Source organism: Mesorhizobium sp. M1403 (assembly GCF_040317695.1).
In the GTDB taxonomy this organism is placed as follows: domain Bacteria; phylum Pseudomonadota; class Alphaproteobacteria; order Rhizobiales; family Rhizobiaceae; genus Mesorhizobium.
In genome coordinates this window covers 1-26884 of record NZ_JAMYKY010000045.1, presented here as the reverse complement: position 1 = coordinate 26884, position 26884 = coordinate 1, and the positions used below count along the sequence as shown (strand labels likewise).

The 26884-nt window shown below is 58.0% G+C and carries 24 protein-coding genes and 5 pseudogenes; 17 read left to right on the top strand and 12 right to left on the bottom strand.

What is annotated here, in order from left to right:
* The 3 genes and pseudogenes from tnpC (NKH01_RS33125) to NKH01_RS33115 all read left to right on the top strand — a co-directional run.
* The coding region (gene tnpC, locus NKH01_RS33125; protein ID WP_353024507.1) for an IS66 family transposase at positions 1 to 657 on the top strand (657 nt) is incomplete at its 5' end.
* A 287-nt stretch (positions 658 to 944) separates the two neighbouring features.
* Positions 945 to 1433, top strand: a pseudogene (locus NKH01_RS33120) (ATP-grasp domain-containing protein); the annotation flags it as partial.
* 299 nt (positions 1434 to 1732) lie between these two features.
* Positions 1733 to 2518 carry a hypothetical protein gene (locus tag NKH01_RS33115; protein ID WP_353024506.1) on the top strand — a complete coding sequence of 262 codons (786 nt, stop codon included), beginning with the start codon at positions 1733 to 1735 and terminating at the stop codon, positions 2516 to 2518.
* Between the two features lie 82 nt (positions 2519 to 2600).
* On the opposite strand, the pseudogene NKH01_RS33110 reads toward NKH01_RS33115, so the two are convergent.
* The 3 genes and pseudogenes from NKH01_RS33110 to NKH01_RS33100 form a co-directional block, all read right to left on the bottom strand.
* Positions 2601 to 2993: pseudogene (locus NKH01_RS33110) on the bottom strand (recombinase family protein); the annotation flags it as partial.
* A pseudogene (locus NKH01_RS33105) lies at positions 2992 to 3126 on the bottom strand (transposase); the annotation flags it as partial. The pseudogenes NKH01_RS33110 and NKH01_RS33105, both read right to left, overlap by 2 nt.
* A 114-nt stretch (positions 3127 to 3240) precedes the next feature.
* Complete coding sequence (locus NKH01_RS33100; protein WP_353024505.1) at positions 3241 to 3687, bottom strand: Crp/Fnr family transcriptional regulator; 447 nt, start codon at positions 3685 to 3687, stop codon at positions 3241 to 3243.
* Positions 3688 to 4019: 332 nt separating this feature from the next.
* On the opposite strand from NKH01_RS33100, the pseudogene NKH01_RS33095 reads away from it, so the two are divergent.
* The 6 genes and pseudogenes from NKH01_RS33095 (at position 4020) to NKH01_RS33070 (ending at position 11508) form a co-directional block, all read left to right on the top strand.
* A pseudogene (locus NKH01_RS33095) lies at positions 4020 to 5431 on the top strand (ABC transporter substrate-binding protein).
* A gap of 8 nt (positions 5432 to 5439) precedes the next feature.
* A pseudogene (locus NKH01_RS33090) lies at positions 5440 to 6218 on the top strand (ABC transporter permease).
* A complete protein-coding gene (locus tag NKH01_RS33085) occupies positions 6218 to 6985 on the top strand; it encodes an ABC transporter ATP-binding protein (RefSeq protein WP_353024504.1) in 768 nt (255 codons plus the stop codon). The pseudogene NKH01_RS33090 and the gene NKH01_RS33085 overlap by 1 nt, the downstream one beginning before the upstream one ends.
* A gap of 1402 nt (positions 6986 to 8387) precedes the next feature.
* Positions 8388 to 9590 (top strand): site-specific integrase, encoded by a 1203-nt coding sequence (locus tag NKH01_RS33080; protein ID WP_353000924.1) that lies wholly within the window; start codon positions 8388 to 8390, stop codon positions 9588 to 9590.
* On the top strand, positions 9584 to 10498 hold the full coding sequence (locus tag NKH01_RS33075; protein WP_352639863.1) for a tyrosine-type recombinase/integrase: 915 nt from the start codon (positions 9584 to 9586) through the stop codon (positions 10496 to 10498). Before NKH01_RS33080 ends, NKH01_RS33075 begins: the two co-directional genes overlap by 7 nt.
* A complete protein-coding gene (locus tag NKH01_RS33070) occupies positions 10495 to 11508 on the top strand; it encodes a tyrosine-type recombinase/integrase (protein WP_353000926.1) in 1014 nt (337 codons plus the stop codon). Before NKH01_RS33075 ends, NKH01_RS33070 begins: the two co-directional genes overlap by 4 nt.
* A gap of 123 nt (positions 11509 to 11631) precedes the next feature.
* On the opposite strand, the gene NKH01_RS33065 is transcribed toward NKH01_RS33070, so the two are convergent.
* The 5 genes from NKH01_RS33065 to NKH01_RS33045 all read right to left on the bottom strand — a co-directional run bounded on the left by NKH01_RS33065 (position 11632) and on the right by NKH01_RS33045 (position 14812).
* On the bottom strand, positions 11632 to 12012 hold the full coding sequence (locus tag NKH01_RS33065) for a transposase (RefSeq protein WP_353024503.1): 381 nt from the start codon (positions 12010 to 12012) through the stop codon (positions 11632 to 11634).
* Positions 12013 to 12139: 127 nt separating this feature from the next.
* The gene (locus NKH01_RS33060) at positions 12140 to 12373 is read right to left on the bottom strand and encodes a hypothetical protein (RefSeq protein ID WP_023731894.1); all 234 of its coding nucleotides are present in this window, start codon (positions 12371 to 12373) and stop codon (positions 12140 to 12142) included.
* A 2-nt stretch (positions 12374 to 12375) separates the two neighbouring features.
* Positions 12376 to 14052: an IS66 family transposase gene (gene tnpC, locus NKH01_RS33055; protein ID WP_353024502.1), complete on the bottom strand. Its 1677-nt coding sequence runs from the start codon at positions 14050 to 14052 to the stop codon at positions 12376 to 12378.
* A gap of 66 nt (positions 14053 to 14118) precedes the next feature.
* Positions 14119 to 14433 (bottom strand): IS66 family insertion sequence element accessory protein TnpB, encoded by a 315-nt coding sequence (tnpB, locus tag NKH01_RS33050; protein WP_352458905.1) that lies wholly within the window; start codon positions 14431 to 14433, stop codon positions 14119 to 14121.
* Between the two features lie 82 nt (positions 14434 to 14515).
* The gene (locus NKH01_RS33045) at positions 14516 to 14812 is read right to left on the bottom strand and encodes a transposase (protein WP_353024501.1); all 297 of its coding nucleotides are present in this window, start codon (positions 14810 to 14812) and stop codon (positions 14516 to 14518) included.
* A gap of 324 nt (positions 14813 to 15136) precedes the next feature.
* On the opposite strand from NKH01_RS33045, the gene NKH01_RS33040 reads away from it, so the two are divergent.
* The 5 genes from NKH01_RS33040 to NKH01_RS33020 all read left to right on the top strand — a co-directional run bounded on the left by NKH01_RS33040 (position 15137) and on the right by NKH01_RS33020 (position 20307).
* Positions 15137 to 16090, top strand: a complete 954-nt coding sequence (locus NKH01_RS33040; RefSeq protein WP_353024500.1) for a thiamine pyrophosphate-binding protein — start codon at positions 15137 to 15139, stop codon at positions 16088 to 16090.
* 10 nt (positions 16091 to 16100) lie between these two features.
* On the top strand, positions 16101 to 17111 hold the full coding sequence (locus NKH01_RS33035; protein WP_353024499.1) for a transketolase family protein: 1011 nt from the start codon (positions 16101 to 16103) through the stop codon (positions 17109 to 17111).
* Positions 17112 to 17415: 304 nt separating this feature from the next.
* A complete protein-coding gene (locus tag NKH01_RS33030) occupies positions 17416 to 18543 on the top strand; it encodes a RuBisCO large subunit C-terminal-like domain-containing protein (RefSeq protein ID WP_353024498.1) in 1128 nt (375 codons plus the stop codon).
* A 6-nt stretch (positions 18544 to 18549) separates the two neighbouring features.
* Positions 18550 to 19827 carry an S-methyl-5-thioribose kinase gene (gene mtnK, locus NKH01_RS33025; RefSeq protein WP_353024497.1) on the top strand — a complete coding sequence of 426 codons (1278 nt, stop codon included), beginning with the start codon at positions 18550 to 18552 and terminating at the stop codon, positions 19825 to 19827.
* Positions 19828 to 19830: 3 nt separating this feature from the next.
* Positions 19831 to 20307 carry a hypothetical protein gene (locus NKH01_RS33020; RefSeq protein ID WP_353024496.1) on the top strand — a complete coding sequence of 159 codons (477 nt, stop codon included), beginning with the start codon at positions 19831 to 19833 and terminating at the stop codon, positions 20305 to 20307.
* Between the two features lie 83 nt (positions 20308 to 20390).
* On the opposite strand, the gene NKH01_RS33015 is transcribed toward NKH01_RS33020, so the two are convergent.
* Positions 20391 to 21245, bottom strand: a complete 855-nt coding sequence (locus NKH01_RS33015; RefSeq protein WP_353024495.1) for an IclR family transcriptional regulator — start codon at positions 21243 to 21245, stop codon at positions 20391 to 20393.
* Between the two features lie 210 nt (positions 21246 to 21455).
* Between NKH01_RS33015 and NKH01_RS33010 the strand changes: the two genes are divergently transcribed.
* Complete coding sequence (locus NKH01_RS33010) at positions 21456 to 22145, top strand: SIS domain-containing protein (protein WP_353024494.1); 690 nt, start codon at positions 21456 to 21458, stop codon at positions 22143 to 22145.
* A gap of 58 nt (positions 22146 to 22203) precedes the next feature.
* Here the strand turns inward: NKH01_RS33010 and NKH01_RS33005 are convergent, their stop codons facing one another.
* A complete protein-coding gene (locus NKH01_RS33005; protein WP_353024492.1) occupies positions 22204 to 22878 on the bottom strand; it encodes a histidine phosphatase family protein in 675 nt (224 codons plus the stop codon).
* Positions 22879 to 23015: 137 nt separating this feature from the next.
* Between NKH01_RS33005 and NKH01_RS33000 the strand changes: the two genes are divergently transcribed.
* Both NKH01_RS33000 and NKH01_RS32995 read left to right on the top strand, forming a co-directional pair.
* Positions 23016 to 23744, top strand: a complete 729-nt coding sequence (locus tag NKH01_RS33000; protein ID WP_353024490.1) for an SDR family NAD(P)-dependent oxidoreductase — start codon at positions 23016 to 23018, stop codon at positions 23742 to 23744.
* Between the two features lie 190 nt (positions 23745 to 23934).
* Positions 23935 to 24666, top strand: a complete 732-nt coding sequence (locus tag NKH01_RS32995) for a 3-deoxy-manno-octulosonate cytidylyltransferase (protein ID WP_353024488.1) — start codon at positions 23935 to 23937, stop codon at positions 24664 to 24666.
* Between the two features lie 448 nt (positions 24667 to 25114).
* On the opposite strand, the gene NKH01_RS32990 is transcribed toward NKH01_RS32995, so the two are convergent.
* Positions 25115 to 25918, bottom strand: a complete 804-nt coding sequence (locus tag NKH01_RS32990; protein WP_353024486.1) for an IclR family transcriptional regulator — start codon at positions 25916 to 25918, stop codon at positions 25115 to 25117.
* 250 nt (positions 25919 to 26168) lie between these two features.
* Positions 26169 to 26884 (bottom strand): aminotransferase class III-fold pyridoxal phosphate-dependent enzyme (locus tag NKH01_RS32985; protein WP_353024484.1); only part of this gene is annotated, 716 nt, incomplete at its 5' end.

Genomic DNA, 26884 nt, shown 5'->3' with positions numbered 1-26884 from the left:
GTCGCCCGTCATCTGGACGGCTATCGCGGCATCCTGCAAGTCGACGGATACGCCGCCTATAACCGGCTGGCCCGATCCGATCGGGGCAATGACGGCGTGATGCTGGCGGCGTGCTGGTCGCACGTGCGGCGCAAGTTCTACGAACTGCATGCCGCAGGCTCCTCCGTTATCGCCTCGCAGACGGTGGCGCAGATGGCCCCACTGTGGGCCGCCGAGGAGGCCGTACGCGGCCAGGACCCGGCAGTACGGATAACTGCGCGTCAGGAGAAATCCGCCGCCGTCGTTGCCGCTCTCTTTGCGCTGTGGGAAAAGGAGCTGCCCAAGCTGTCAGGAAAATCGAAGCCCGCCGAGGCGATCCGCTATGCGCTCGGCCGGCGTGCCGCGCTGGAGCGCTTCCTCACCGACGGCCGCATCGAAATCGACTCCAACACCGTCGAGCGCGCCATCAGGCCACAGACAATTACCCGAAAGAACAGCCTCTTCGCGGGCAGCGACGGCGGCGGACGGACATGGGCCACCATCGCCACGCTGCTGACCACCGCCAAGATGAACCAGGTCGATCCGCACGCCTGGCTCACCCAGACCCTCGAGCGCATCGCCAATGGCTGGCCAAACAGCGCTATCGAGGCGCTCATGCCTTGGAACTACCACCGCTGAACGGCATCAGCTACCCGCTTACCTCCGGTGCTCAGGTTCTCCTGGCTGCCGGATGCGCACGTCTGCGGTCTTCACCGGATGCGTACTGTCCGGCTTTGCAAAGACGCACACAAAAGTTTGAACGGCAGCCGTTGCAACAAACTCGAGCTAAAAGTTCGCAGACTCTTAACGCCTCAAAATCGTTGACGATGGTAGCCTCGGGGCAAGGTCTGAGGTCCAGCGAGGCTACAAAGATGCCCCCAATCCTTCAGACCGCCGCACGGCACGCACAGAAGAGGTCCACAGTAATGGCAAGAGCGTTGATCTTAGTTGGAGGCACGAGAATGGGCTCGGGTCTGCTCTACGTCCAGGCCGCTCAGCGTCTTGGCCTCCAGCCAATTACCCTTTCGGATGATCCAACTCGGTATGACCATTTTGGGGCGAAAGAGGCTGAGACAATCCGTGTTGATACAGACGATCTCGATGCGCTGATCCGCGAATGTTCCCAAATCCGAGCGACCTATGAAATTGCTGGCATTACGGGCCTTCTGGACTCGGTGTATGCGACAGTTGGCAAGCTCTGCCGTCATTTCGATCTTCCGGGGCCGAACCCGGGAGCTATTGAACAATGCTGCGATAAGTACACCCAGCGTCAACTTCTCGCGGCCGCAGGCGTTCCGATACCTGCTTATCGCTTGGCGGCCAATGCAGCGGAGGTAGAGGGTTCTGCCGCGGAGATCGGACTGCCGGTGATAGTTAAGCCTGCGGTGGGCAGCAGCAGCGTCGGTGTCCGATTGCAGCTACGGCTCTGGGGACACAAGCGATTCTACAAGAAGCATCGTTCCTCCGTTGAATATTTCTGCTTCTGTGTGTTGGTGACTGTAGTTGGAGCTGCTCGCGCAATCATGCTGGCTGGTTTGCGGCTGACCACACTATTGGGAGCATCGCCGTCCAGTAGTCTGAAAGCGGCGATCAGCTTAGACAATGGTGACGCCAAGCTGTCTACATACCTCCGAGCTTGGGCCAGGATCGCGTTTCACCGGCCGGTAGATACCACGCCACTTGAAGTGCGCACCTCAAACGACGGAGTTCAAATATGACCAAGATGTCAGCTTATCAAACTGAGGAAGAATTCCGTGACTTGGTCATGCGAGCAGCACGGGATCCCGATTTTCCACAATATGGCTATGGCATCGTTCTCGCATTCTCCCAAGCGCTGGCGTTGGCAGAAAGCGGACTATCACTGCTAGAGCTCGGGGTCGCAGGGGGCAATGGACTTGTTGCGATGGAGCGATTGGCCGCCACCTATAATCCAGAAAGAGCTCTTGAAGTTGCCATATCAGGGTTTGACCTGGGTAGCGGCATGCCAGCTCCGCTTGATTATCGAGATGTGCCGCACATCTGGAAAGAGGGATTCTATAAAATGGACCTCGATCGCCTGATGGAGAAGCTTTCCGCGGCGCGAGTGATCTTGGGCGACATCAGAGAGACAGGTAAAACATTCATCGCTGAAGTCGAGAGGCCGATCGGTTTCATTTCGTTTGATCTCGATTTTTATTCGTCAACAACCGCAGCTTTTTCGACATTATTGTACGCTTCGCCAGATAAATTTCTCCCGCGCGTTGTCTGTTACTTCGACGATACGGTTGGCCCGCATAGCGAAATGCACTCCGAATATACTGGGGAGCTGCTTGCAATACGGGAGTTTAACGCTGCCAACACTCAACGGAAAATCGCCAAACTCAACGGCCTCCAGCAAAAGCTAGCGCCAATAACCGGAAATTGGATTGAAGGAATTTTCATTCTACATTTGTTTGATCATCCCCGCTATAATGACTACGTCTACCAGATTCAGGATCGTCAGCTCCCACTTACGGTGTAGTTGGGTCCATGCCCGCAAAGGTACAGAATGCGCAATGCGACATAGGATTTCCGGTCCGGTGATTTCCTGCATCACCTGATAGTCAGGCGTTGACGGTATGCGGTGTGTCGCGCTCGACTTTCAGGACACGCCTCGCGTGATCACGCAGTTGGCCGGCTGGTCCGACGTAGCGGTAGAGGGTTGCACGGCTGATGCCGAGTTCACGGCACAGGTCTGCTATATTGGCATCGCGATTGACCATGGCGGACTGGGCCAGGCGGATTTGGTTTTTGGTCAACTCGAATTGTCGCCCGCCTTTACGTCCGCGCGCGCGGGCGGCGGCCAGGCCCGCCATGGTCCTTTCGCGAATGAGATCGCCCTCGAATTCGGCCAGCGCCGCGAATATCCCAAATATCAGTTTGCCGCTTGATGTGGTGGTGTCGATATCGGCCCCCTGGCCAGTGAAAACGCAGAGGCCAACGCCTCGTTCCGAGATCGTCCAACTCGGCGTTCAGTACCCGCTCCGAAAGCGTCTTTTTCAGATCATCAAGCAAGCCGTCTTTGGAAAACAGCTCCTGCGGATCGCGCCCGGCAAGCAAACGGTCCAAAAGTTCCTTCTCAATAGCCATGCGATGATTCTCCTTTCCATCATCATGGCCTCATGCACAAAACTCCTGACAGTCCCGCTGCAAGCTCCTGCAGAAGACAGATCGCGAAATTCGGAAGCTCGACGACGAGCTTCTTCAAGCATTGGCCGGTATGAACAGCATCCGGCATTCACTCAATGCTTCTCCGGACCAGATATGAATTCCACCGCCGGTCATTTCGGGACCGCCAATGAAATGCCCCGCTGTCCAGTAGGCGAGGGTGATTTCGCGTCCTGACGGTGCCGTGTAGAAAACGTGAACCTTGCCGCTTTCGATGATGAAAATGCCACCGTGCCTGTCACCCTGGGTGAAGATCGCCTGACCGGTCGCGAAAGCGAGACGTCGGCCATGCGCCCTCAGTTTCGCCCACTCGTCTGATGTCAGGGTATTAAGAAAATGCGCTCCGTCGTCGAGCCCTTCCACGCTGTCGCTGAGAAAGAGCGCCCGATCGCCGGGAAGAACGACCTGCTCGGGGAGTTCAAGCGCCGGCTCATGTTTTTTAAGCTCAGCTTCGAAATCGATCGAAAGCATTTCGAGGCCCATATCCGGCTCCTTGCGCGTCGTGAAAACGCGTAAAAAGTATATAAATTCTAAGACAAAAAAGGAATATAGTTGCGCCTTTCATGCCTGACGTAGATGATTCTTGTGCCCTAATTTCGAACGGCGCATCTAACCACTTGTTTTAGAACACGATTGTTAATCCGTGCGAAAACCGGCCGGATGCCCGCGATCCAAGACCGGCTCCGAAATCGTGCAAGTAATTGCTTATGCCTTCAGCCGACCGGCACATAAATTGGCGGGACAGCGGTTGGCTATCGCCACTGCGTCGGCAATCCAGCCGCCGTATGCCGGCATGAAATCACGAGGTAAAACCCATGAATTTTCGCACAAATTTGGCTGCCCTTGCCCTTATGGCGGCCAGCTTCGCGTCTGCAGCGGATGCCGAAACCATCCGCGTGGCGATCGGCACGCAGGACACCACCATCAATACCGCCACGGGCGGATTGCTGATCCGTGAGTTGAAGTTGCTCGACAAATACCTGCCGCACGACGGCAAGTATAAGGACGTCACCTATGATATTCAGTGGAAGAACTTCACGAGCGGCGCGCCGATCACCAATGAGCAGATCGCCGGAAAGCTTGATTTCGGCGTGATGGCGGATTTCCCTGGCTCGTTCAACGGTCTCGCCCATATCAAGGCCGGAAGAAAGAGCTTGTTCATCACCGTGCTGTCCGGCAGCGTGAACGGCAGCGGCAACGGCATTGTCGTGCCGACCGCTTCGCTCATCCAGTCGCTCTCGGAGCTCAAGGCAAGACCATCTCCGTTCCATTCGCATCGACCTCGCACGGCATGCTGCTGCGTGCCGTCAAGGCACAGGGCTGGGATGCCGAAAGCGACGTGAAGATCATCACCCAGGCGCCTGAAGTTGCCGGCGCGGCCCTGCAGGCAAACCAGATCGAGGCGCATGCCGATTTTGTCCCATTTGCCGAACTCTTCCCCTGGCGCGGCTTCGCCCGCAATATCTATGACGGATCGCAGGCAAAGACGCCCACTTTCCACGGTGCTCTGGTCGATGCCAACTATGCCGAAAAATATCCCGAGATCGTTGTTGCCTATCTTCGCGCCGCAATCGAGGCCAATCAGTTGATCGCCAAGGAGCCGGAGAAATACAGTGAGCTGATCGCCAAGGTGACGGGCGTCGAAGCCGAGGTCGAATACCTGTTCCATGGACCGCTCGGGCTTCAGACCCGGGATCTCACGTGGAAGCCGGAATACCGCCGGGCTGTCGCCACTGCGATCGACACCTTGAGGCTCCTGAAAAAGACCGACCAGTCGCTCGACGTGAACAGCTTTGTCGACGAGCGGTTCATAAAGGCCGCATTCAAGGCATCCGGGCTCGACTATGATGCCGCGCTCAAGAACTATGCCCAGCTGCCTTTGAACGCCAAGGATGCTGCCACCGGCGAAGCGATCAGCGATCCCAAGCGCGTTGCCGAGATCTGGGTCCAGGGTGAGCCGCTCGTCCGACACTATGCGTCGCCGCAGAACGCATTCAAGGCGCTCAAGGCCATTGAAGGTCAGGGCAAGCCGGTCCGGGTGTTTTATGCCCAGGACCGTCAGAGCGGCATAAAGCTGCTCGGCAATCAGGCCTGGTTCGTGCGCGCCGACGGCGGCGAAGTCAGCGCCTTCCTGCTGAAGGAAAACGCCGAGAAATGGGCCAGCGATCATGGTGGCAAGCTGCTGGATTTCGCTGCCGCCAAGGCCTCGATCATAGCCAGCAACTGAGGCTGGCCATGACGCGCTTCCACCTTGGGCGCTGGTTGCGCCGGGCCGGATCCCTCGCCACCTGCCTCATTCTCTGGCAGATGGCATCGAGCCTCAAACTGAATCTCGGCATTGTCACGTTCGAGAATGTGCCGTTGCCCGTGGATGTCGGGTCGGCAGCATTGGATTTCCTGCGCTCGCCCAAGTTCTTTGCCCATGTCTCGAGCAGCCTGGAAAGGGTTCTCGCCGGCTTTGGCATCGCCGCCGTGATCGGCATCGTCCTCGGCCTCGTCATCGGTCGCTCACGGTGGCTCGGGGATTTCCTGCAAGCCCCGCTCGAGCTCCTGCGGCCGATCCCGGCTGTCGCCTGGATTCCGCCGGTGCTGATGTTTTCGTGTCGGAACTCTCGATGATTTTCATCACCTTTACGGGCGCATTGTTTCCGATCCTGCTCAACACCGTCCATGGCGTGGAAAGCGTCGATCCAAGGTTGATCGCCTCTGCGCGCAGCCTGGGGAGCACCCGGACCGCGATGCTGTTGGAAGTCATTATTCCAGGCGCTGCGCCGAACATCGTCACGGGCCTTGTCATCGGCATGGGCACGTCCTGGTTTTGTCTCGTCACCGCCGAGATGATCGCCGGCCAGTTCGGTATCGGTTACTACACCTGGGAATCCTACACGCTGCAAAACTATCCTGAAATCATCGTCGGCATGATCCTGATCGGGCTGTTCGGCATGGGAAGCAGCGCCCTCTTGCGAGCGGCAGGGGCGGCACTTCTTCCATGGCACACGAAGGACAGCAAATGATGAACACCCATCAGCGCAGCTTTCGCCCGGCAATAGGTCGTATCCAGGCCAATCATGTTTCGATCCGGCTCGGTCGCGGCAGCAGCGCCTTCGAAGCCGTCCGTGATGCGAGCTTCGAAGTCTCTCCCGGCGAATTCGTCTGTCTTCTGAGGCCATCCGGCTGCGGGAAGTCGACCCTGCTCGGCGCCTTGGCGGGGCATATCAAGCCAGCTGCCGGCGTCCTTTCGGTCGACGGACAGCCCGTAAAAGACCCCCATCCGGAACGCGGTATCGTTTTCCAGCACCACACGCTGTTTCCCTGGAAGAACGCGCGCGACAATGTCGCTTTCGGCCTCAAGATGCGCGGCGTCAAGCGCGGGCAACGGCGTCTCGAGGCGGAGAAAATGCTCGATCTCGTCGGTCTGAACGGCTTTGCTGGGCGCTATCCCGGCCAGCTGTCCGGCGGCATGCAGCAACGCGTCGAGATCGCGCGTGTTCTCGTCAATCAGCCAAGGTTGCTGCTGATGGACGAGCCCTTCGCAGCGCTCGACGCGCTGACGCGGCTTCGCGATATCGACGAAGCCCTGCTGCTCGCCGATCGGATCATCGTCATGCAGGCGCAGCCCGGCCGGATCCACAAGGAAATCACCGTGCCTTTCGAGAGGCCGCGCATGACCGAGATCATCGCCTCGGGCGAGTTCATGCGGCTGAAACACCATTGCCTGCATCTTCTTCACAGCGACAGGCGAGGGGATACTTTGCCCCGGCTTTCTCCCTTGGGTTTGTGATGAATTTCGAGGCAGTCTCGACAGCCGCCGTCCGGCCTGGAAGATCACAACGGGTTCATGAACTTTGGAATCTTTAGACTCCGTATTCGTCCTTAGAATTGGCCAAGATCACAGATTGGGCCGATGACCCAATGCCTGTCGCAGGATGAGGAACTTCGAAGCTCGTACTTGCGCGACCTGACCATAAGAAAGAAGTCGCCCGAGAATGCGATGTGATGGCATGTGGACTCGATTCCCGGAACGCTGGTCGTCAATAACGGCGCAGTGCTCGAACTGGCGTCGAATGGCTATTTTGCGCGGCCGTGCATCGGGTCGTGACGCCGACGCCGGCGTCCAGGGGCTTCCGTTCCGTTTTTCTTAAGCGCGGCGGGAGTGCGACCATGCCGCTTCTGAGCCTGCCGAAAGAATTGGCGGCCGAGGCCCGCGGACCGGCAAGTGGTCGGGGCACTGTTGTTCCGACATGTCGCCTGAAAAGCCGACTGCGTTCGTATGTCGATGTGGCACGCCGGTACTATGCCGATGTTCAGGTTTGCGGTCGGAGCACGAATCTTTGCCGTTTCGCGCTTTCTTTGGAATGTCATTCGTCGCCAAAGCCGTGAAATGAGCTCAGAAAGGCAAAATCGTTCGGCGGTTTTCCTCCCATTCCGCTAAACGGTGTTCCCCTCTGAAGGCTTTGACCTTCCTTTGGCCGGGCCGCATTCGAGCCCGGCCTTTTTTGTTCGACGGGCTGCTTTGTTCAGATCTGCTGGAACGCGTTTCGCTGGGTCAGTCTTTCGGAAACAAGACGGTTTGCATTCGCAGCCGATGTTACTTACGCGTCATGCGAAATCTGGCGGTCGACCCAGGATTGCCAAGTCCGCTCGGTTCGCTAAATTGAGGCGCTAGAGCAGTCCAATCGGGCGGCCATTCTCGGAGCGCAAAGGATGGCCTGTAACCTCTAGATATCCCGCCCAACCCCCCAATGGCCCAGCGTTACGACATAGAGAAGACGCCCGAACGCACGTGGGACATTATCGACGTCTTCACGGGGCTGCCGGTCGTCGAGGTGGGCGTCCCCTTAATCGACAGATCGACCCGACGCAGATTTTCGCGCCCGCCGGGGCGCCGATACCAAGACGGTGGCTGCTGTAATCCGCGCGCTGAAGGCGTCGTGATCGGGCCGACGGGTGCGGTCAAGGTCATGATGGCAACGAAGCCGGTCGACTTCCGCAATTATGTGGAGCGCCGGATTATGCGGAGTCCGCAGCAACCAAGGCCAATTCGTCCGTTGATTCCAATGTGTTAGAGCGCTCTATCTGCTTTCTTGCTCGGCATAATTGTTGTCGTCTCTCGACGTCATTTGACCTCGAGAGGAGACCACATGTCAAAGTCGAAGGAAGTTCTGCTTGAATGCACGCGATTGATGGACCCGGGCGCCTTGCGACCGTTCGTAGAAGCGTTCACGAGCCGATTGTTGAGCCTGGGACACACCCGCCTGACGGTGTCAGGCTACGAAGCCTCGGCTCGTCACTTCGGACATTGGCTGCAAAGCGCCAAGATCGCTGTCGCGGAGATCAACGAGGATACGGTTCGCCGCTTTGCGCGACATCGATGCCGCTGTCCCGGCGTTCGACGAGCCGATCGCCTGTCCGCCAAATACGTGAACCGGACGCGGCGGTTCGTGAGCTTTCTGGCGGAATGCGAGGTCGTTACGCCATTGACGCAGGATGAGCCGCGTGCCCACGACGACCAAGTCCTTGCATTCCAGATTTGGCTGAGACGGCACCGGGGCATTTCTGAGCGCACAATCGGTCGCCATGGCCGAATGGTCATGCGGCTGCTTCCGGCTTTGGGTCCCGATCCAAGGCACTACGATGCCCGTCTTATTCGGCAAGCGATCCTGGATGAAGGCAAGCGAACTTCGCCAGCTTACCTCAAGACAATGACGATGGCGCTGCGGGGCTACCTCAGATATTTGGCAACCCAAGGCCTATGCCGGCCGGGGCTTGATCATGCGATCCCGACGGTGCCGCAATGGCGGTTGTCGGCCTTGCCGCGCTACATCTCCCCGGCGGAAGTTGAGCGGGTCATTGCGTCGTGCGACGTTACGACGCCAATGGGCATCCGCGACCGCGCGGTGCTTCTGCCACTTGCACGTCTCGGCCTGCGCGCCGGCGACATTTCGGGAATGCGCCTCGACGACATTGACTGGCGCGAGGGAACCTTGCGTGTCCGCGGCAAAGGACGCCGCGAGGTCCAGCTTCCGCTGCCCCAGGACGCTGGCGACGCGATTATCGACTATCTGCGAGACGCCCGTCCGCCTGCCGCCTGTGAGCAGATTTTCCTGCGGACCGTTGCACCGTTTCGGCCATTGGTGAGCGCGAGTGTCTCGAGCATCGTCAGCCTTGCGCTCGCGAGGGCCGGCATCGACCACGCTCCGTCCCGAGGCGCCCATCTTCTGCGGCATTCGGCAGCAACCAGCATGCTGCGGGCCGGCGCCACGCTGGACCTGATTGGAACCGTGCTGCGCCATCGGTCGGTCGACACCACCGCCCACTACGCAAAGGTTGACGTCGACATGTTGCTTCGGGTTGCCCAGCCCTGGCCGGGGAGTGCGTCATGCTGAGCCAGGATCTCGCACGCTATGTGGAACTGCAGCATAGGCTGGGCTTCAGGTTCCGCGTCCAGAACACGCTGTTGAAGAGCTTTGTTGCCTTCGCCGAGCGACACGACGACCGACATCTCCAAGCTGCCCGCGTGCTCGAATGGGCGAGGCTTGCGTCTTCGCCACAGCAGCGCCGCAACCGACTCCTGACGGTCCGCCGCTTTGCGCTGGCGCTGTCGGCCGAGGATCGGCGTCATGAGATCCCGCCCGCTGACGCTCTGGGCCGCAGCCCGTTGGAGCGACGGATTCCGCATATCTACAGCGCGGACGAGATCGCCGCGCTGATGCAGGCGGCTGCCCGCCTGAAGCCGGCAGGTTCGATCCGGCCGTTAATGTACGAGACCCTGTTCGGCTTGATTGCCGCCACCGGCATGCGCATTTCCGAAGCCCTCTCGCTTCAGCTCGATGACCTGACCGCCGATGGCCTGATCATCCGACAGACCAAGTTCCACAAGAGCCGCTTGCTGCCGCTCCACGGCACGACATGCGACGCTTTGGACCGGTATTTGGTTGCACGCCGCCGGCTCGGTACCTTGAACAATGCGCTATTCGTTTCCGCCGCGGGCGCATCGCCGGCCTACAGTACCGTGATCGCCAACTTTCTCCAGCTCGCGCGCTCGATCGGCCTGCGAGGAGGCCCCGGCCAACCGGGCCCCTGTATTCATGATCTACGGCACACCTTTGCCGTACGCTCACTGGAGCAGTGCCGGCACGATCGCGATGCCGTCGGCCGTCATATCGTTGCCCTCAGCACCTACCTCGGCCATGCCCACGTCACCGACACCTATTGGTACCTGCAGGCAACACCGATCCTGATGAGGCAGATCGCGGCGGCCGGCGAGGCCTTGCACCAAGGAGCCGTCTCATGACCGCGCTGGCTCCGCATCTCACCGCCTTCCTGCGCGAGCATCTGCCGCACGAGAGGCGAGCGAGCCCGCACACCTGCGCGGCCTACGCCTACAGCTTTCAGTTGCTGCTCTGCTTCGCGGCTGCCCGACTGCGGACCACCCCATCCGGCATCGAGATTGAGCAGCTCGATCCGTCGCTCATTCTCTCCTTCCTGGAACACATGGAGGAAGGACGCGGCAACTCGGCGCGCACCCGCAACGTCCGTCTTGCCGCCATCAAAGCCTTCTTCCGCTTCCTCGAGTATAGGCTCCCGTCCTGTCTGGATCAGGCACGCCGGATCCGGGCGATCCCGATGAAGAAGGTCGACGAGGCCCTCGTCAGTCATCTCAGCCGCGACGAGATGCAGGCTCTGCTCGACGCGCCGGACCCGCGTCAGGTCTCCGGCATCCGCGATCGGGCGATGCTGCATCTGGCCTTCGCTGCCGGGCTGCGCGTGTCCGAACTCGTCAGCCTCCGCATCGACCAGATCGACCGCCAGACGGTCGCCAGCATCCACGTCATGGGCAAAGGACGCCGCGAGCGCGTGCTGCCCCTGTGGAAGGAGACCGCAGCGGCATTGAAGGCTTGGCTGGCGGTCCGCCCGGCGAGTGGCGACGCCGAGCTCTTTCTCAATGCGACGGGACGCGCGATGACCCGGTCCGGATTCGAATATATCCTGGCCAAGCACGTTGCCACCGCGGCGCGGAAGCAACCGTCCATTGCCGACAAGCGCGTCACTCCCCACGTCTTGCGCCACACCTGTGCCATGCACACGCTGCAGGCGACCCGGGATGTCCGCAAAGTCTCGCTCTGGCTCGGTCATGCCAGCCTCCAAAGTACGGAAATCTACCTGCGGGCCGATCCGACCGAGAAGCTCGAGGCGCTCGCCGCGATGGCGCCGCCGTCGCTCAAGTCGGGTCGCTTCCGCTCTCCCGATAAGCTGCTGGCCATGCTCAAGTCCGTCAGCCGATCGGCAGATTATGTCGAGTGATCGCTGCTCAAATACCGCAGGCGGCAAGGAATTGCCGCTGCGGACTCCGCATAATCCGGCGCTCCACATAATTTCTAAAATCGACGGGATGACTGGCGACCAACACCTTCACGCCAGCCGGGATCATGCCTGGCGAACCGCCCGGATAATCCGCACCAGCTGCTCCTCATTGATATCGGCACCGGCGCGAATGACCACGCCACCCAGCTCGATCTCCACCGACGCAGACGCTGTCGGCGTGACCTCGACAAAGCCGAGCCGCTCCGCATCCCTGTGTGGCGTGACCGCACCGCTCTTGATCGCCTTGCTCCGCCAGCCGAACAGCTGGGCCGGCGCCATCCCCGCTTGTCTGGCAATGGCCGATACATTCGCGCCCGGCTTCAGTATCGCCTCGATCAGCCGCGACTTCGCTTCCGCCGACCAGCGCCGCCGCGGACGCTGCGGGCTTGCCTCCAGTCGGTTGGCAACCGCTTCAAGAACATGGAAACTTCTATCATCAGGCATAGGCGCAGACATAGAAATTGACACTGCAAGCTCCTCGGCTCCTTGCTTCAGTGTCAGTATGTCTCGCTCATCACCTCAAGCCGCGCCAGATGGGGTCAGCTTGGCGCTTACCACCGGAGTGCTGGGGTCAAGCTTTCTTTGGGGAGACGCGATGATATTCTTCGAGGAGGAGTTTGACCTCCTCGATGCCTTCATCGGTGAAGGCCAAGATCCCGTCGTCATCGTTGGCGCCGTAGACCCAGATGACGCCGTCCTCGGGCTCGAGACCGAGGGTCAGGTCCTGGATGAGCGCTTCGCTGACGCCGAGGTCCCTGGCGACACGATCGACGGTGTAGACGTGATGCACCTTATTGCGCTGCATGATCAGGCCGCCGCTGGTTGGGTCCGCAATTTTGCGGATCTCCAATTCCACGGCAGCAAATCATCGATCCGATGGGCCGGATAGGCGGGCAGTCGGGCGAGGACGTCGGCGAGCCAGGCCTGCGGGTCGACATCGTTCATCTTGGCGCTGACGATCAGGCTGTAGAGAACGGCAGCGCGCTGTCCGCCGCGATCGGAACCGCAGAACAGCCAAGACTTTCTGCCGAGAGCGATGCCGCGCAGGGCTCGCTCGGCTGCATTGTTGGATAGGCAAATCCGCCCATCGTCGAGGAACCGGGTGAAGGATGACCAGCGGCGCAGCATGTAGTTGAAGGCCTTGGTCAGATCGTGTCCGCGCGAGAGCTTGTCGCGCGTCTTGATCATCCAGCGCTCGAGCTCGGTGACCAGCGGCGCGCTCCGCTCTTGGCGCACGGCGTGGCGTTGGGCCGGCGACAGGCCGTTGATCGCGCGCTCGATATCGAACAGGGCATCGATGCGCTTCACGGCTTCGACCGCCAGCGGATAGACGAGGTTGGGCTTCTCGCCGTGCGCCTTCTTGCGCGCCGCCGCTTCGACATCGGCCAGCTCAAATACTTTGCGCCGGCTGTGGGCCCAGCAGCTGGCCTCCAGAACAGGCGCCGGCTGACGACCCGTCGCATAGAGATCGCCATAACCACCAAAGGCATCGGCCTGCAGAATGCCGCTCCAGCCGGCGAGATGCGTCGCGGGATGTTCGCCTCGGCGATCGCGGGAATAGTAGAACACTGCCGCCGGCGGATCGGCGCCGCCGAACGGTCGGTCATCGCGCACATAGGTCCATAATCGGGCGGTATCGGTCTTGCCCTTGGCCAGGACCGGCACCGTCGTGTCGTCGCCGTGCAGACGCGAAGCGGCCAGCACATGGGCTTCGAGCTGCTTGAACAGCGGCATCAGCGCCGCGGCGCCGGCGCCGACCTGGTCGGCGAGCGTCGACAGGCTGAGCGGCACGCCTTCGCGGGCATAGCGTTCGGCCTGGCGGTTAAGCGGCTGATGCTGGCCGAACTTCTCGAACAGGATCATCGCCAGCAGGCCGGGACCGGCCCAGCCGCGCGGGGTGGCGTGGAAGGGCGCCGGAGCCTGGCTGATCGTCTCGCAGTCGCGGCAGGTGAACTTCTCCCGCACGTGCTGGATCACCTTCCATTGCCGCGGCACCACCTCCAGCGTCTCGGTGATATCCTCACCCAGCTTGCGCAGCCGATGACCGCCGCAGCAATGGCAAGCGGCCGGCGCCGGCTCGACCACGCGTTCGCGCGGCAGATGCTCGGGAAATGGCTGGCGCGCCGGTCGCTTGCGCATGTAAGGCGCCACCTCGGTGGTCCGGGCCGCGGCCTGTTCGGCGGCGATCTCGTCTTCCGTCGCGGTGCTCTCGAGTTCCTCGAAGGTGAGTTCCATCTGGTCGTGCAGGCGGGCTGAGCGTTCAGAACTCTGACCATGCAGCGCCCGCTGCAGCTTCCGGATCGTCAGATGCTGATGCGCGATCAGCGCCGCATCATCCGATGCCTTGGCCCTGGCGACCGCCAGTTCGGCCTCGACCAGCGCAGCGCGCGCGGCCTCGTCTTCGGCTCTGGCCAGCGCCGCGGTCAGCGCTGCTCTCAGCGCGCCAATATCGTCCGGAACAGCATCCTGGGCGGTGGCAACCATGCCCTGGAGTGAATCATAAAACGCGTCCGCTGACTCGCGGAAAATGGCGCAAACTCAAAGAAAAACTCAGCCCGCGCGCTGCGGGCGGAACGTGTGAAGCGGGTTGCGCCAATCGATCCCGTCGAGCATGTAGGCGAGCTGCGCCGGTGATATGGAAACCGTGCCGTCCGCCGGCGACGGCCATAGAAACCGGCCCTTCTCGAGCCGTTTTGCATACAGCGACATGCCGAGCCCATCATGCCAGATAATCTTGATCAGATTGCCGCTGCGGCCGCGGAAGACATAAATATCGCCGGCATGCGGGTCCCGGCCCAGCGTCTCCTGAACCTGCAGAGCGAGGCCTTGCATCCCGCGACGCATATCGGTCCGGCCGACCGCCAACCAGATCCGCACCTGGCTCGGAACCGGGATCATGAAACGCCCAGCGCCTTCACCATCGCTGCCGCCAGTGTTGGCGGCGTGGTCAGCGGAATCCGCAGCCGCGGCCGGCGACCTCCAGCTCGATCACCGCTGGGGATGCCGCCGGCCGCGAAACGGCGACAGGCTCATCGGGAGCCACGACAACTTCGGCAAAGCCCGTCTCGCGGGCTCTCACCGTGCGGCGCCACTTATAGATCAGGCTGGTCGCGACATCGTACTGACGCGCTACCGCCGCCACTGTGGCCCCGGGCGCGAATGCCGCGGCCAGTATCCGGCACTGATCCTCTTCACGCCAACGACGACGACGCTCAGGCCCGGTCAATAACGTCACATGGCTCATGCTGTGCTGCTAACTTCGCTCGTAAGGGCGACCTTAAGAGCGCAGCCTCGCTACCGTGCCGTCCTCTCGCAAGGCGGCCTTCGCCGGAGGGTATCGCCGGACAGAGTTGTCACGTTGTTTGAAATGTGCCCGCGTGGGTTTTGTTGCAACGGCTGAATGGGAGTGCAGATAGATCTGACACGAGGCCAATTCTGCGCGAGGGCGTCCGGCGACTTCTGGCGCAGGTGACGCTATACGGATTAACGCAAGTTTGTGCATTGACAATGCACAAATGTTCGCCTAGCTCTAAAAAAGAGCAAGTAGCCGAAAAAAGTGGAGAGAGCTTTGGGGTTGCATCTTGAGCGGAACACCAGCAGTTTCGATAGAATAAGGGCCGAAGCCGTTGCCGCAGGCATTCGGGCACGCGTGCTCGCACTGAGCCTTGAACGAGGCGGAGGCTATGTTTCGCAGGCTTGTTCAAGCGCCGAAATGTTCGCTGCTCTGTTTTGCGGCGTCCTGAAATTAGGGGACAGTATTGCGCCATTCGACGCCCCGAAGTTTAACGGCGTTCCGGCCGCCGACAATCAAGCGAGTATAAAAGGCGAATTGTACCTTGGCGGAAAAGGTGCCGATCTAGATCGTTTTTACCTATCACCGTCTCACTATTGCATGGCTTTATACGCTACCCTGATCGAAGTCGGCCGACTATCCCCCGGCTCGATGAGCGACTTCAATCGCGACGGCGGCACGGTCGAAATGATCGGTGCCGAACATTCTCCTGGCATGGCTCTGACAACGGGCTCGTTCGGACAGGCGTTAAGCCAGGTAGCAGGTATTGCAATAGGTCGAAAACTTCGCGGCGAAATCGGCCGTAACTGGCTATTTATGTCGGATGGCGAGTTCGATGAGGGTCAAGTCTGGGAGGCTCTGCTCTTTCTAAGCCACAACAAATTAGACACAGTTGGTGTGTTTGTTGACGTCAACGGCCAACAAGTGGACGGAAATACAAGTGACGTCGTTAGCTTGGGTGATCTCGCTGGTAAACTGCGGTCGTTTGGCGCGAACGTGGTCGAGGTGGATGGTCACAACATCGACCTACTATTTCAGGCATCCGAACAGGTTGGCAAGGGCGCGCCGCTCGTAATCCTTGCAAACACTTCTACTGACCGAGGAATGGAATACCTCGCCTCTCGTAAACCGGACCTGCATTACGTTGGCATCAAGTCCGAAGCCGACACCGAGGCTCTAACGAGAACGCTTCAGCAGCTTCGGCAGATTGCCGGTCATCGGCATAATTGAGGAAAAATACATGGTCGAGATCGTTACTAGGCCGCATGCGTCAAACTTCGCTAACTGGGCGTCAACTAGAAACGAAGTCGTTGTTTTATCTGGCGATTTGACGAAAAATTGTGAAGCAGACGCATTCCGCGACCAATTTCCTAGTCGATTTTTCAACGGAGGTTTGTCGGAACAGAACATGTTGAGCGTGGCAGGCGGACTCGCACGGGAGGGCTACACACCGTTTGTATATACGTTCGGAGTGTTTATTTATCGCCGCGCAATGGATCAGTTGCAGATGTCCATTGCGTATCCCAATCTTCGAGTACGCCTACTGGGCTTTTTGCCGGGGCTCTCGACCCCCGGCGGGGTTTCGCACCAAGCGATCGATGACATCGCTCTTATGAGCACTCTGCCTAATATGAACGTGATTTCGGTCGGAGATGCTACCGATGTCGAAACCGTTCTGACCGAGACGGAAGCTATCAACGGCCCCGTGTACATTTCGATGCTGCGGGGGCAGGTGCCGCGCCTGTTTCCGAAAAACGAGCCGCTGGTTTTCAAGTCCGCAAGAACTTTGAGCCATGGAACCGATTTGGCGATTTTCTCCTGCGGAGCGTTAACAGAAAACACGATGCGAGTTGTAGTGGCGCTGCGGAAGAAGGGGGTGAGCGTGTCGCACCTTCATATCTCTACGCTCAAACCCTTCGATGATCCTCGGGTGGAACAGGCCATCCGCTCTGCACGAGCAGGGGTGATAACAGTTGAGAATCATCTCGTTAGGGGCGGTCTTGGCACCGCAGTGGCGGAGCTGATGGCCGAAAAAGCGATTGGTAAACCTCTGCGGCGAGTTGGCCTCCGTGATACCTACGGCCATGGAGGTTCCTTTGCATATCTGCAAAGATACTACCAGATTGACGGACACGCTACTTTGCGAGAGGCAGAGTTTCTCCTCGGTCAGCATCTGGATATCACAGAAGTAGACCTAGATAGCGCACGTCTCGAACCGGAACACGGGGCACATAAACCAGAGGCTCTGTAATTTTAGCCCGCGACATAAAGCCATATAGATTCGCTGCTCTTATCTCGATGTGGACTTCCACTACGGCGGCGCCACCACTATGCGGGAGAGCTCGTGCCATGCAAGTGGCCTCAAACATCCCGGCAAGGGGAGGACTAAAGGCGCTTATCCTATCTCCGGGCTGCGGCGAACGCACGATCCAGACATTTGCAAAAATTCCAGGCGCGGAATTCTCTGTTAGCGACCACGCCGTGGAAAACTTTAAACCAACTCGGCTGACGTTCTGATCGATCACGCGTGATAATGCCAAAAGAGGAGATATGTCGTGTCAAGGACGGATGAAAGTAAACGCTTCAGCGTGCAATACCGGCTGCTGTCTAGCTCTCTAAGAACAGCGAGAGATTTCGCCGAGCGGATTTCCATAGAACAGACGGTAGAGGTCCCCATCGAGGTTGTTCCTGACGGGTATGTCAGAGATAACATCCTCGGCAGAGTCATATCCGTTGAGCAAGTTGGCGATAACGCGTACGATGCGGTGATCTCGTATAGTGACGACGACGTCGGTGGCGATTTTTTGCAGTTCCTAAGTATCGTGTTAGGTAACTCGTCAATGTATTCTGGCGTGTTGGTGACATTAATCCAACTAAGCCCCTGTGTCTCGAGTATTTGTTCAAGGCCGAAGTTCGGTGTCGCTGGACTCAGAGACTTGGTCCGGTTGAGCGGTGGACCGCTCCTGATGTCCGCAACTAAGCCAGTAGGTCTTAGCGTTGAAGAGCTTGCTGCGCTAGCTTATAACTTCGCAATGGGCGGTATGGACTTTATCAAGGACGATCACGGGATTGTGAATCAATCTTCTTCGCCTTTCCGTGAGCGGGTAATTGCCTCGGTCGAGGCAGTTGCAGCGGCAAATGCAATGACCGGCCGAAACGCTCAGTACGTGCCAAACATCACTGGCAATGTCACCACTCTCTTAGAGCGCGCGATGGACGCGCAAGAGCTTGGAGCTGGAGGCTTGATGGTTGCTCCGGCTCTACTTGGCTTCGGAGCAGTCCACGCACTCTCCCAACATAGGGAGCTCAAAGTGCCGCTATTTTCCCACCCGACTTTTAGCGGAATGAATGTAGTTGGGCAAACTGGATTTTCTCACGGGGTATACTACGGCTTCTTACAGCGCATTATTGGGATGGACGCCGCCATATTTCCGAATTTCGGGGGACGATTTGGTTTCTCACAACAAGCCTGCGCTCAAATCGCACGCGCTTGTAATGAATCGCTTGCAGGATTTGCACCGATTTTGCCGACCCCGGGGGGCGGCATGACGCTCGACCGCGTACAGGACACGCGAAAGACATATGGCGACGACGTCATGCTTCTCATGGGCGGAGCTTTGCTAAAAGACAAGGCTGGTTTGGTAGAAGCCTGCCAGACACTCTCGAAAGCAGTTGGGCGGTGAAGCTCCATGGTGCAAGTTTCGAAGATCGATAGCCAAGGCTATAGTAAGCTCACAGCGCAGACGCTTCAGCAAAGACTGATGGATGTGCCTAATGTTATGGATCAAGTTGGCAGTGAAAACGACGTTTGGACAGTCCGCGAAATAGGCGACGGGAATCTCAACCTTGTATTCATTGTGGAGGGTTCCAAAGGTGCCGTAATCGTAAAGCAGGCATTGCCCTACGTACGGTTAGTCGGTGAGTCGTGGCCGCTCCCACTTTCCAGATCGCACTTCGAATATGAGGCGCTTATAAGACAAAACGAAAGAGATCATGGACGCGTACCTCGTGTGTTCCATTTCGATAAAGTCAACGCAATAATCGTTATGGAGTGTTTCCGACCGCATAAAATCCTGCGTCGCGCGTTGATCGATGGAGAAATCAGCTCCGATCATGCGCCGCAAGTCGGGCGATTTTTGGCTAGAACACTCTTCAAAAGCTCCGATCTCGCTATGACGGCGGCTGAGAAGAGAGCCGATATAGCCCTGTTTTCCGCAAATGCTGAACTGTGCGCGATAACTGAGGAGCTAGTCTTTACCGAGCCATATTGGGCTGCCCCGATGAATAGACACACGAGTCCATTCCTCGACACGGTGGTCGCTGATATACGCAGCCATGAAAAACTCAAGATAGTGGTTCAGGAAGCCAAGAGGCGGTTCTTGTGTTCGACGGATGTGCTATTACATGGCGACCTTCATACCGGTTCTGTCATGGTTACAGAGCAAGAAGCCGTCGTAATAGATCCTGAGTTTGCGATTTACGGTCCCGCAGGCTTCGATATCGGAATGCTTCTTGGCAACCTTTGGATTTCCTATTTTGCCCAAGGAGGACATGCGGACCCTGCGTCCGCAACCGATAGGGCGACGAGAATCCTGGCGCTAATTGAGGCCATTTGGACGCATTTTGCGAGCGAGTGGCGCGAGCTGGCAACAACCTTTCGCAATGGGTCCGTCCTCTGCATCGACATGTTCCCTACCAGCGAATTGCTTAGCGAGCTAGTGGAAGTGGATCTGAGAACAATGTGGGATGATGCACTCATTTTTGCTGGTGCAGAAATAATTCGTCGCAGCCTTGGACTAGCGCACAATGCCGACTTCGAAGACATTGCGGATCCTAGGAAACGAGCAATTTGCGAGACCGCGGCGCTTCGGTTTGCGCAGAAGCTGCTTCTGGACCGCAAGACTTTCGGCAAAACTGTTCAACTGGTAAACGCTGCGGCCGAAGGCCTGGGAGGATATGGATGTTAATAGATGGTAAGCACTATCGTAGTGTTTGGGTCCTTGAAGGCAATAAACATATTGCGATTTAGACCAGACCAAGCTTCCCATCGCGTTGAGATCGTAGAGCTTAGGACGGTTGATGATGTATTCGAAGCAATCACCCGCATGATGGTCCGCGGAGCGCCACTTATTGGTATCGTAGGCGCTTATGGATTAGCGATGGCCCTAGAGGAGGATGATACTGATAATAATCTTGGCAATGCGTACGGCAAATTGCTGGGCGCTCGACCGACTGCTGTAAATCTCCGCTGGGCACTCGATCAAATTCACTCACGCGTAAAACCACTCCCGCTTGGCCAGAGATATGACGCTGCGAAAGTGGCTTGTGGTATACTTGCGGAAGAAGACATAGCAACAAACTCGGAAATAGGGCGGCACGGGGCGGATCTACTCGAGAAGCTTGGGAAAAAGCGGGCGATGTCACGTTGTCTGCAGCTTAACGGTTGACGGATAATTGGGCGAGGATGAGCTCGACGAGAGCGAGGCATGCAATTGGACGAGAGATACTGGGCAAAGGCTCCCTGTTTGATTTACTTCGGGTTCTCCTGCTGCTCAAAACAGATGTTATTCAGCACCGTTCTGGGTGGGCGCGTAGCGTCGCGGCGCCAAAGCCGAAGTACGGTTCCGGCCTCGAGGAGTTTTAGGGATGTTTTTCTAAGTGCCGGAACAAAAGCGAGCAATCGATCTCGCGTCACTCGAGCGATCGGCCCGGCTACACTGATAGTGCCCAACAGAGGCGTTTCCTGTTCGATCGCCGCCGGAATCCCGACAGCTACTGCAGCGATGCCCGGCTCAGCTTCCTCCCACACGAATCCATAACCTCGTTGTTTGGTCGTATGCAACTCCCTGAGTAAGCTTTCGACGGATTGCAGCACGTTAGGTCCGTGCTCCTGAGGCGTTCCGAAGCCGTCTCGAAGGACAACTGCAACCGCATCGTCGGTCGGCAATGATGATAGCCAAACCTTTCCGGTTGCCGTAGCGTGCAGGGCAACATCACGGCCCATGCCGGGAGCGACCACGAGGCTACCACGGGCACCTTGTGCCTTTGCAATCCAGACGAGACGCCCGTTGTCCACCAGTGTCATGCCGACCAATTCTTCAAATTCCCCAGCTACTTTGTTGAGCAAAGCTTGGCAATGTTCCAAGCCCCCACTGTCTCCCAGTGTTCGAAATCCCAAGGCGGCCATCTTCATTGTCAAACGATAGTTCCGGTTCTTAACCTGCGTGGCAAATCCGCACGCAGTTAACGAGGAGAGCACCCGATGGCTTGCACTTTTGGGCAACCTGGCGAGTTCGCTAATTTCGCCCAGGGAAAGTCCTTCAGGCGCTTCTGCAAGGATTTCCAGCAGCGTGAGGCCTCGTTCCAGGTTGACGGCGCCCGACAATCGGATAGATCCTTGCTGATAAGATGCAACGCCATAACGGCGCCGGTGAGCTCGACTTATGCGTCATAGCCCGGTTTTGGTTAGATGGCCATCCTGCAATAGGAGCCTTATTGAAAGTGAAACATTTCTTTGCAAATCACAACATGGCTTCTACGATTTTGTGGCTATGATGGCTATCTCACGTTCTCACAAATACAGGGCGGCTTGACTATGCCTGATCTCGGCGCCGAACACCTCAAGTGCGAGGATCGATCAAACGCGCCCGACCTTGCTGCAAGTAGATTGCCAATGCTCGAGCGGGCACGGGATGCTATCCTGCAGGAAGCGAAAACGCTTATGACCGTCGCTGCTCGTCTCGATGAACAGATTTGCCTATTGGCAGATTACATCGTTTCAAGCTCGGCTCTCGTTGTCGTTTCGGGCGTTGGAAAATCAGGCCTTGTAGGGGAAAAGATCTCAGCAACACTCGTTTCGACCGGTACGCGCTCAATCGCGCTGGATCCACTCGACGCTTTGCATGGCAGCCTTGGAAGAGTTTGCTCGGGCGATGTGTTTCTTGCTTTGTCAAAGTCGGGTCAAACTGACGAACTAATCCAGATGGTCCGCGCATTTAAGACCCTGCCGATTCGGATCGCCTTGATAACCGCAAACGGGAGTTCCGCGCTGGCTGAGATGGCCCACCATGTGCTCGATATGGGGCCGGTTGAGGAGGTCGGCATCTTAAGGTTAGCGCCGACGGCTAGCACCACCGCCATGATGGCGATCGGAGACGCTTTAGCGGTTATCCTAGAAGAGCGGCGCGGTTTCACCCGGAATGACTTTGCGCGAGTTCATCCAGGTGGAAATCTCGGCAAGGTGCTTGCACGACGGGACTCGTACCCAGAGAACGCAAGCTACTAATATGGCGATAACATTTCGGCACCCGTCTCCGAGAAGAGACCCTCAAACAAAAGCCGGCTCAGAGACCCTCCTTAGGCTCTCTCACATCCACCGCTGGGCAAATGCAGCTAGGATGCTTATTCCAGAGAATTGGGCGCAGAACGCCATGATTTATGTCCAGTTCGCAAACATTGCCGGTGTCGACGCGCACCCATTGGGTGCCGAAAAAATTCGGCTGTTCTTGTCCGATAGCACGCCCGATGCACTTGATCGGCCCGTGAGCAGCCACCACGAGAACGGTTTTGTCGGAGCCATAAGCGCGTTCAAGGTCATCAAGAAAACAGCCGATCGCTTTCAGATAGCCTCCCCGTCGCGTTTTCCAGTTCTTCGACATGGGCCAGATGCTGCGCTGATACCAGTTATAGAATTCATCGGCGCCAAAACGCCGGATTACCTCCTCGTTCGAGAGTCCGTTCCAACTGCCGTAATCAATTTCATTCAGTCTCGAATCTTCAACCGGTGCGTGCCTGACGCCGCAGGCGGCCAGAGCGATATCAGAATACGTACGGGTTCGTTTGGAAGGGCCGCAGAATGTTGCGACCGGGATGCGGCCGGCAATTCGGAGAGCCTTTCCGAGTTGCCGCGCCTGACGCTTACCTTCGGCAACAAGAGGAGGATCGGCTTCGCCTCCAACCCATATAGCCGTTTCACCGGAGGAAAAGGTGTTCCCGTGTCTAGAAAGCACGATTCTCATATACAGCCGTCACAATGGTCGTTGGGATTGTTCCCCATTAACTCTTTTGGCGAAGGCAGTGTAGTTAATATTTGTAACGGAATTTGATTATTTATGAAGGTAGGATTTTACTTGTTTGATCTTGCAAGGAGGTATAGATGTCGGGTAGCTTGGCAGGACGAGTGGCTGTCGTAAGCGGAGGAAATGGGGGGATCGGTCTGGCTATAGCGAAACGCCTTGCAAGTGAGGGCTCGCTGGTCGCTATCTTGGACGTGACAGACAGAGAGCACGTGAGTGGAGGAGACTTGTTGTCGATCCACTGTGACGTAACTCATCTCGAAAGTGTGCAAGTCTCTCTTGCACGCGTACGTGAAGCTTTCGGCACCATTCAGATTTTGGTCAACTCGGCCGGGGTGCTCGGACCTGTCGCCAACGCAGTTGACATCGAGGTTGACGCATGGCGCCTAGTTATCGAAGCAAATCTAACGAGCACGTTCATCTGCTGTAAGGCCGTAGCAGTAGGCATGATCACGGCAGGGTACGGCCGGATCATTAACATAGCCTCCGCGCAAGGAAAGGAGGGCACGTCACTCGCTGGCCCCTATGCCGCGTCAAAGGCCGGAGTAATAGCCTTTACAAAAACTCTCGGAAAGGAGCTCGCCACCACTGGTGTTCTGGTGAACTGCATTACGCCGTCTGTAGTGGACACGGGGATGTTTAATGAAATCTCGATCGAACGCCGCGCGGATCTTCTCGATCGTATCCCTATGGGCCGGTTTTGTTCTGCGCACGAGGTCGCCGCAATGACAGCGTGGTTGGCGGGCGATCAATGCTCTTTTTCAACCGGGGCCGTCTTTGATATGTCTGGCGGAAGGTCCACCTACTAGAGCACGTCCGTCTATCGATGAATTAATCGTGATGGGAAATGACGCAACGTCCCACAATCAATGAGGTGGGTGATGGCACGAGTACTCGGCGAGGCCTTCAGTCGGGTATGGCTCGACAGGCTGTGAAGTGGTCGGCGCAAATTCGTACGGGATCCAAAGTTACCTAAAAGCGATAAGATGGGGAAGATTCTTGCGCCCGATTGTGATCATACCGACAAGACTCGGCTCCTCCAGGCTTCCCGGCAAGGCGCTGAGCGATATCAATGGGAAACCAATGATTGCCCATGTCTGGCGGAGAGGTATAGAAGCAGGCATAGGACCGCTGGTCGTCGCCTGCGGGGATCAGGAGATCGTCAATGCCGTCAGAGAATTCGGGGGTCGACCGGTTTTGACAGATTCGGCCCTCCCGTCAGGCTCGGATCGCGCGTACGCAGCTCTGTGCGAGGTTGACCCCGAAGAAAAATACGATACGGTCGTCGTTCTCCAAGGGGATTTGCCAACCATCGATCCTGCGGCTATCAAGGCCACACTGGCACCCCTGGTCCGTGATACAGAATGCGAAATCGCGACGCTGGCCACGGTGATCGACGACCCCGCCGAACTCCACGCACCACAGGTCGTAAAAATCGCATTGGCCATGATACCCGGCGATAGCATTGGGCGAGCGGTCTACTTCAGCCGTATGGTTATTCCATACGGTACGGGAGAGCACTATCACCATATCGGAATGTACACCTACCGACGGGAGGCTCTTGCCAAATATGTCAGTCTACCCTGCGGCGTTCTGGAGCAACGTGAGGGACTCGAACAATTAAGGGCTATTGAATACGGCATGCGTATAGACGTCAATGTCATTCAGACGGAACCGCTAGGTGTCGATACAACTGTAGACTTGGAGAGGGCGAGAGCGCTCCTAGGCTAGTCTCTCATGTTCCCTGTCAAGCTTGAAGGCAAGAAGGCTCGCCTGCTTGGCAGGTTTGCGAAGCAGTCGGATGGGCTGAAGCTGCACAGGGCTGGGGGTGGAACTCAGAGACGACGGTTGATCAGACTCTCATCCGCGGGTTGAGCACCGGCCTTCCGTGTTTTCGTCTCGGGGCTGTCCTCGGTCTAGAGGTTGGGCGTCGGGCCGCATCGGCTCGGCACATAACTAGCGACGGGAGGTTCCCACCGTGGCCCCATCCCCGTCCGACTTTTGCGAAATGCGCAGGTTCGGGGCTTTGCTCGCCCACAAGCGCGGCGAGCGGCGAGCCACGGGTTTGTGCGATGGTCCGGGCGCGGAGTTTGCTCCTGCTTTGTGCTACCGAAACACGGAACAGTCGTGGCGCGCTGATCAGCCCGGCGCAGCGGAGCGCGGCGACAAATGCCATTACCTACATCGGGGCTGCGGACGCTCGCCAGCTTCGATGCGGCATAGGCCAGGTTTCACCCAGTTCCCTTGCGGCTGCCAGCAGATCTGGTGCGACTGCCTCCAAGCGAGATAAGGGCATCCGCACTGACGGCCCGGCAACGCTAACACAGCCCAGCGCGGGCCCACCCTCTCGATCAGGAATAGGAACTGCAAGCGCGGTGATACCGACAACACTTTCATCGGCAGATACCGCGTAGCCATATTTCCGCACCCGCTGAAGTTCATCCAAGAGCTCCTGCTCATTCGTAACGCCGGAGCGCGCATAGTTGCGCGGGAGAATAAACCCTCGCCGACGGACGTGTGCTTGGGCCTCTGCATCATCGAGAGTTGATAACCAGGCGCGACCATTGGCTGTTGCGTGGAGTGCCGGTCCAGCTTCCATCGTCGGGTCGTAACGAAGGCCTTCCGAAGTTCCCTGAGCACTCGCGATCCAAGCAAGCTCCCCGTCTTCTTCCGCGCAAACACGAACAAACTCGCCAGTTCGCTGCGCCAACCTGTTGAGGATAGGCTGACAAACCTCATTGAGGCCGATGTTGCCAAAGAAACGAAGGCCCAACGCGGCGGTCCGGATCGCCAGACGATAATGCTGTGTGACCGCCTCTTGGATCGCGAAGTCCCGATCAACGAGAATCGAAAGGAGTCTATGAGCGATGCTTTTGGGAAGCTTGAGACGCCGCGCAATGTCACTAATTGCGAGCCCCTTTGGGTGATCCGCGAGCAGTTCGATGATATCAAGAGTTCGCTCGGTAGGTGAAACATTTGCCACGATTATCCCTCAGCAATGGACACGTCCAATTTGTGTGACCAGAGCAACACATACTGACCGAGCGATGATCGGGCAAACTGCGTCAGGTGTTCGCAGATGCTAAGCGCAACATTGGGAATATCGGCCTCAACTGTCCGATTGTTGCACGTGACACCCCAGCGAGCCAGCGCCCCTGCCCCGATCTCGATGTTGTTCGCGTCGCGTGTCGTCACGCGACGCTTAGTGGTAGCGGCGGTTTACCAATTGAATCCTACGCCGCGTTTTCGTGGACCTCCGCAAGGGCCGCGTCGATGGCCACGCCCAGCAATCCCACGATTGTTTCGATATGCTCGCTGTTCGCGATCAAGGGGGGGCAAATCACAACGTGGTCCCCGGCATAGCCGTCAATTGTACCACACAGTGCGTGTGTAATTAGCCCTCTAACTTGGGCGTTCTGATAGATCCGTGAACTTAAGTCATGCGAGGCTGCAAAAGCAGCTTTTGTCTCGCGGTCCTTGACAAGCTCGAGCGTCATCAACATACCTCGACCGCGTATGTCGCCTACGTGCGGATGTTGATTGAACCTGTCTTGCAGGCGCTGCGCGAGCACATTCCCCGCCGCCTTCACTTGGTCGAGAAAGCCAGGGGCCCGCAGGAACTTCTGCACCGCAATTGCTGCCGCACATGCGGTCGCGTGACCCGAGTACGTGTATCCGCCTTTGAAAGTTCCTGAACCGGAGACGATGGCATCGTAGACCCTCTGGTTAACCATTGTCGCGCCAATCGGTTGGTATCCAGCCGCAACGCCTTTCGCAAATGTCAGGAAGTCGGGAGCCACCCCGTCCTGCTCGCATGCATGCAGCGTGCCGGTTCGGCCCAAGCCACAGAAAACCTCGTCCAACACGAGCAGAACACCGTACTTGTCACAGATCTCGCGGATCCGCTTGAAATAGCCTGGAACTGGTGGAGTAGCACCGTTGGTTGTGC

Bases quoted from the DNA above. Each gene is read 5' to 3' on its own strand.
- NKH01_RS33115 (WP_353024506.1), top strand. From the start codon at position 1,733: ATGACCAAGATGTCAGCTTATCAAACTGAGGAAGAATTCCGTGACTTG.
- NKH01_RS33100 (WP_353024505.1), bottom strand. From the start codon at position 3,687: ATGGGCCTCGAAATGCTTTCGATCGATTTCGAAGCTGAGCTTAAAAAA.
- NKH01_RS33085 (WP_353024504.1), top strand. From the start codon at position 6,218: ATGAACACCCATCAGCGCAGCTTTCGCCCGGCAATAGGTCGTATCCAG.
- NKH01_RS33080 (WP_353000924.1), top strand. From the start codon at position 8,388: ATGGACCCGGGCGCCTTGCGACCGTTCGTAGAAGCGTTCACGAGCCGA.
- NKH01_RS33075 (WP_352639863.1), top strand. From the start codon at position 9,584: ATGCTGAGCCAGGATCTCGCACGCTATGTGGAACTGCAGCATAGGCTG.
- NKH01_RS33070 (WP_353000926.1), top strand. From the start codon at position 10,495: ATGACCGCGCTGGCTCCGCATCTCACCGCCTTCCTGCGCGAGCATCTG.
- NKH01_RS33065 (WP_353024503.1), bottom strand. From the start codon at position 12,012: ATGCCTGATGATAGAAGTTTCCATGTTCTTGAAGCGGTTGCCAACCGA.
- NKH01_RS33060 (WP_023731894.1), bottom strand. From the start codon at position 12,373: ATGCAGCGCAATAAGGTGCATCACGTCTACACCGTCGATCGTGTCGCC.
- tnpC (WP_353024502.1), bottom strand. From the start codon at position 14,052: ATGGTTGCCACCGCCCAGGATGCTGTTCCGGACGATATTGGCGCGCTG.
- NKH01_RS33045 (WP_353024501.1), bottom strand. From the start codon at position 14,812: ATGAGCCATGTGACGTTATTGACCGGGCCTGAGCGTCGTCGTCGTTGG.
- NKH01_RS33035 (WP_353024499.1), top strand. From the start codon at position 16,101: ATGGTCGAGATCGTTACTAGGCCGCATGCGTCAAACTTCGCTAACTGG.
- mtnK (WP_353024497.1), top strand. From the start codon at position 18,550: ATGGTGCAAGTTTCGAAGATCGATAGCCAAGGCTATAGTAAGCTCACA.
- NKH01_RS33020 (WP_353024496.1), top strand. From the start codon at position 19,831: ATGGTAAGCACTATCGTAGTGTTTGGGTCCTTGAAGGCAATAAACATA.
- NKH01_RS33010 (WP_353024494.1), top strand. From the start codon at position 21,456: ATGCCTGATCTCGGCGCCGAACACCTCAAGTGCGAGGATCGATCAAAC.
- NKH01_RS33005 (WP_353024492.1), bottom strand. From the start codon at position 22,878: ATGAGAATCGTGCTTTCTAGACACGGGAACACCTTTTCCTCCGGTGAA.
- NKH01_RS33000 (WP_353024490.1), top strand. From the start codon at position 23,016: ATGTCGGGTAGCTTGGCAGGACGAGTGGCTGTCGTAAGCGGAGGAAAT.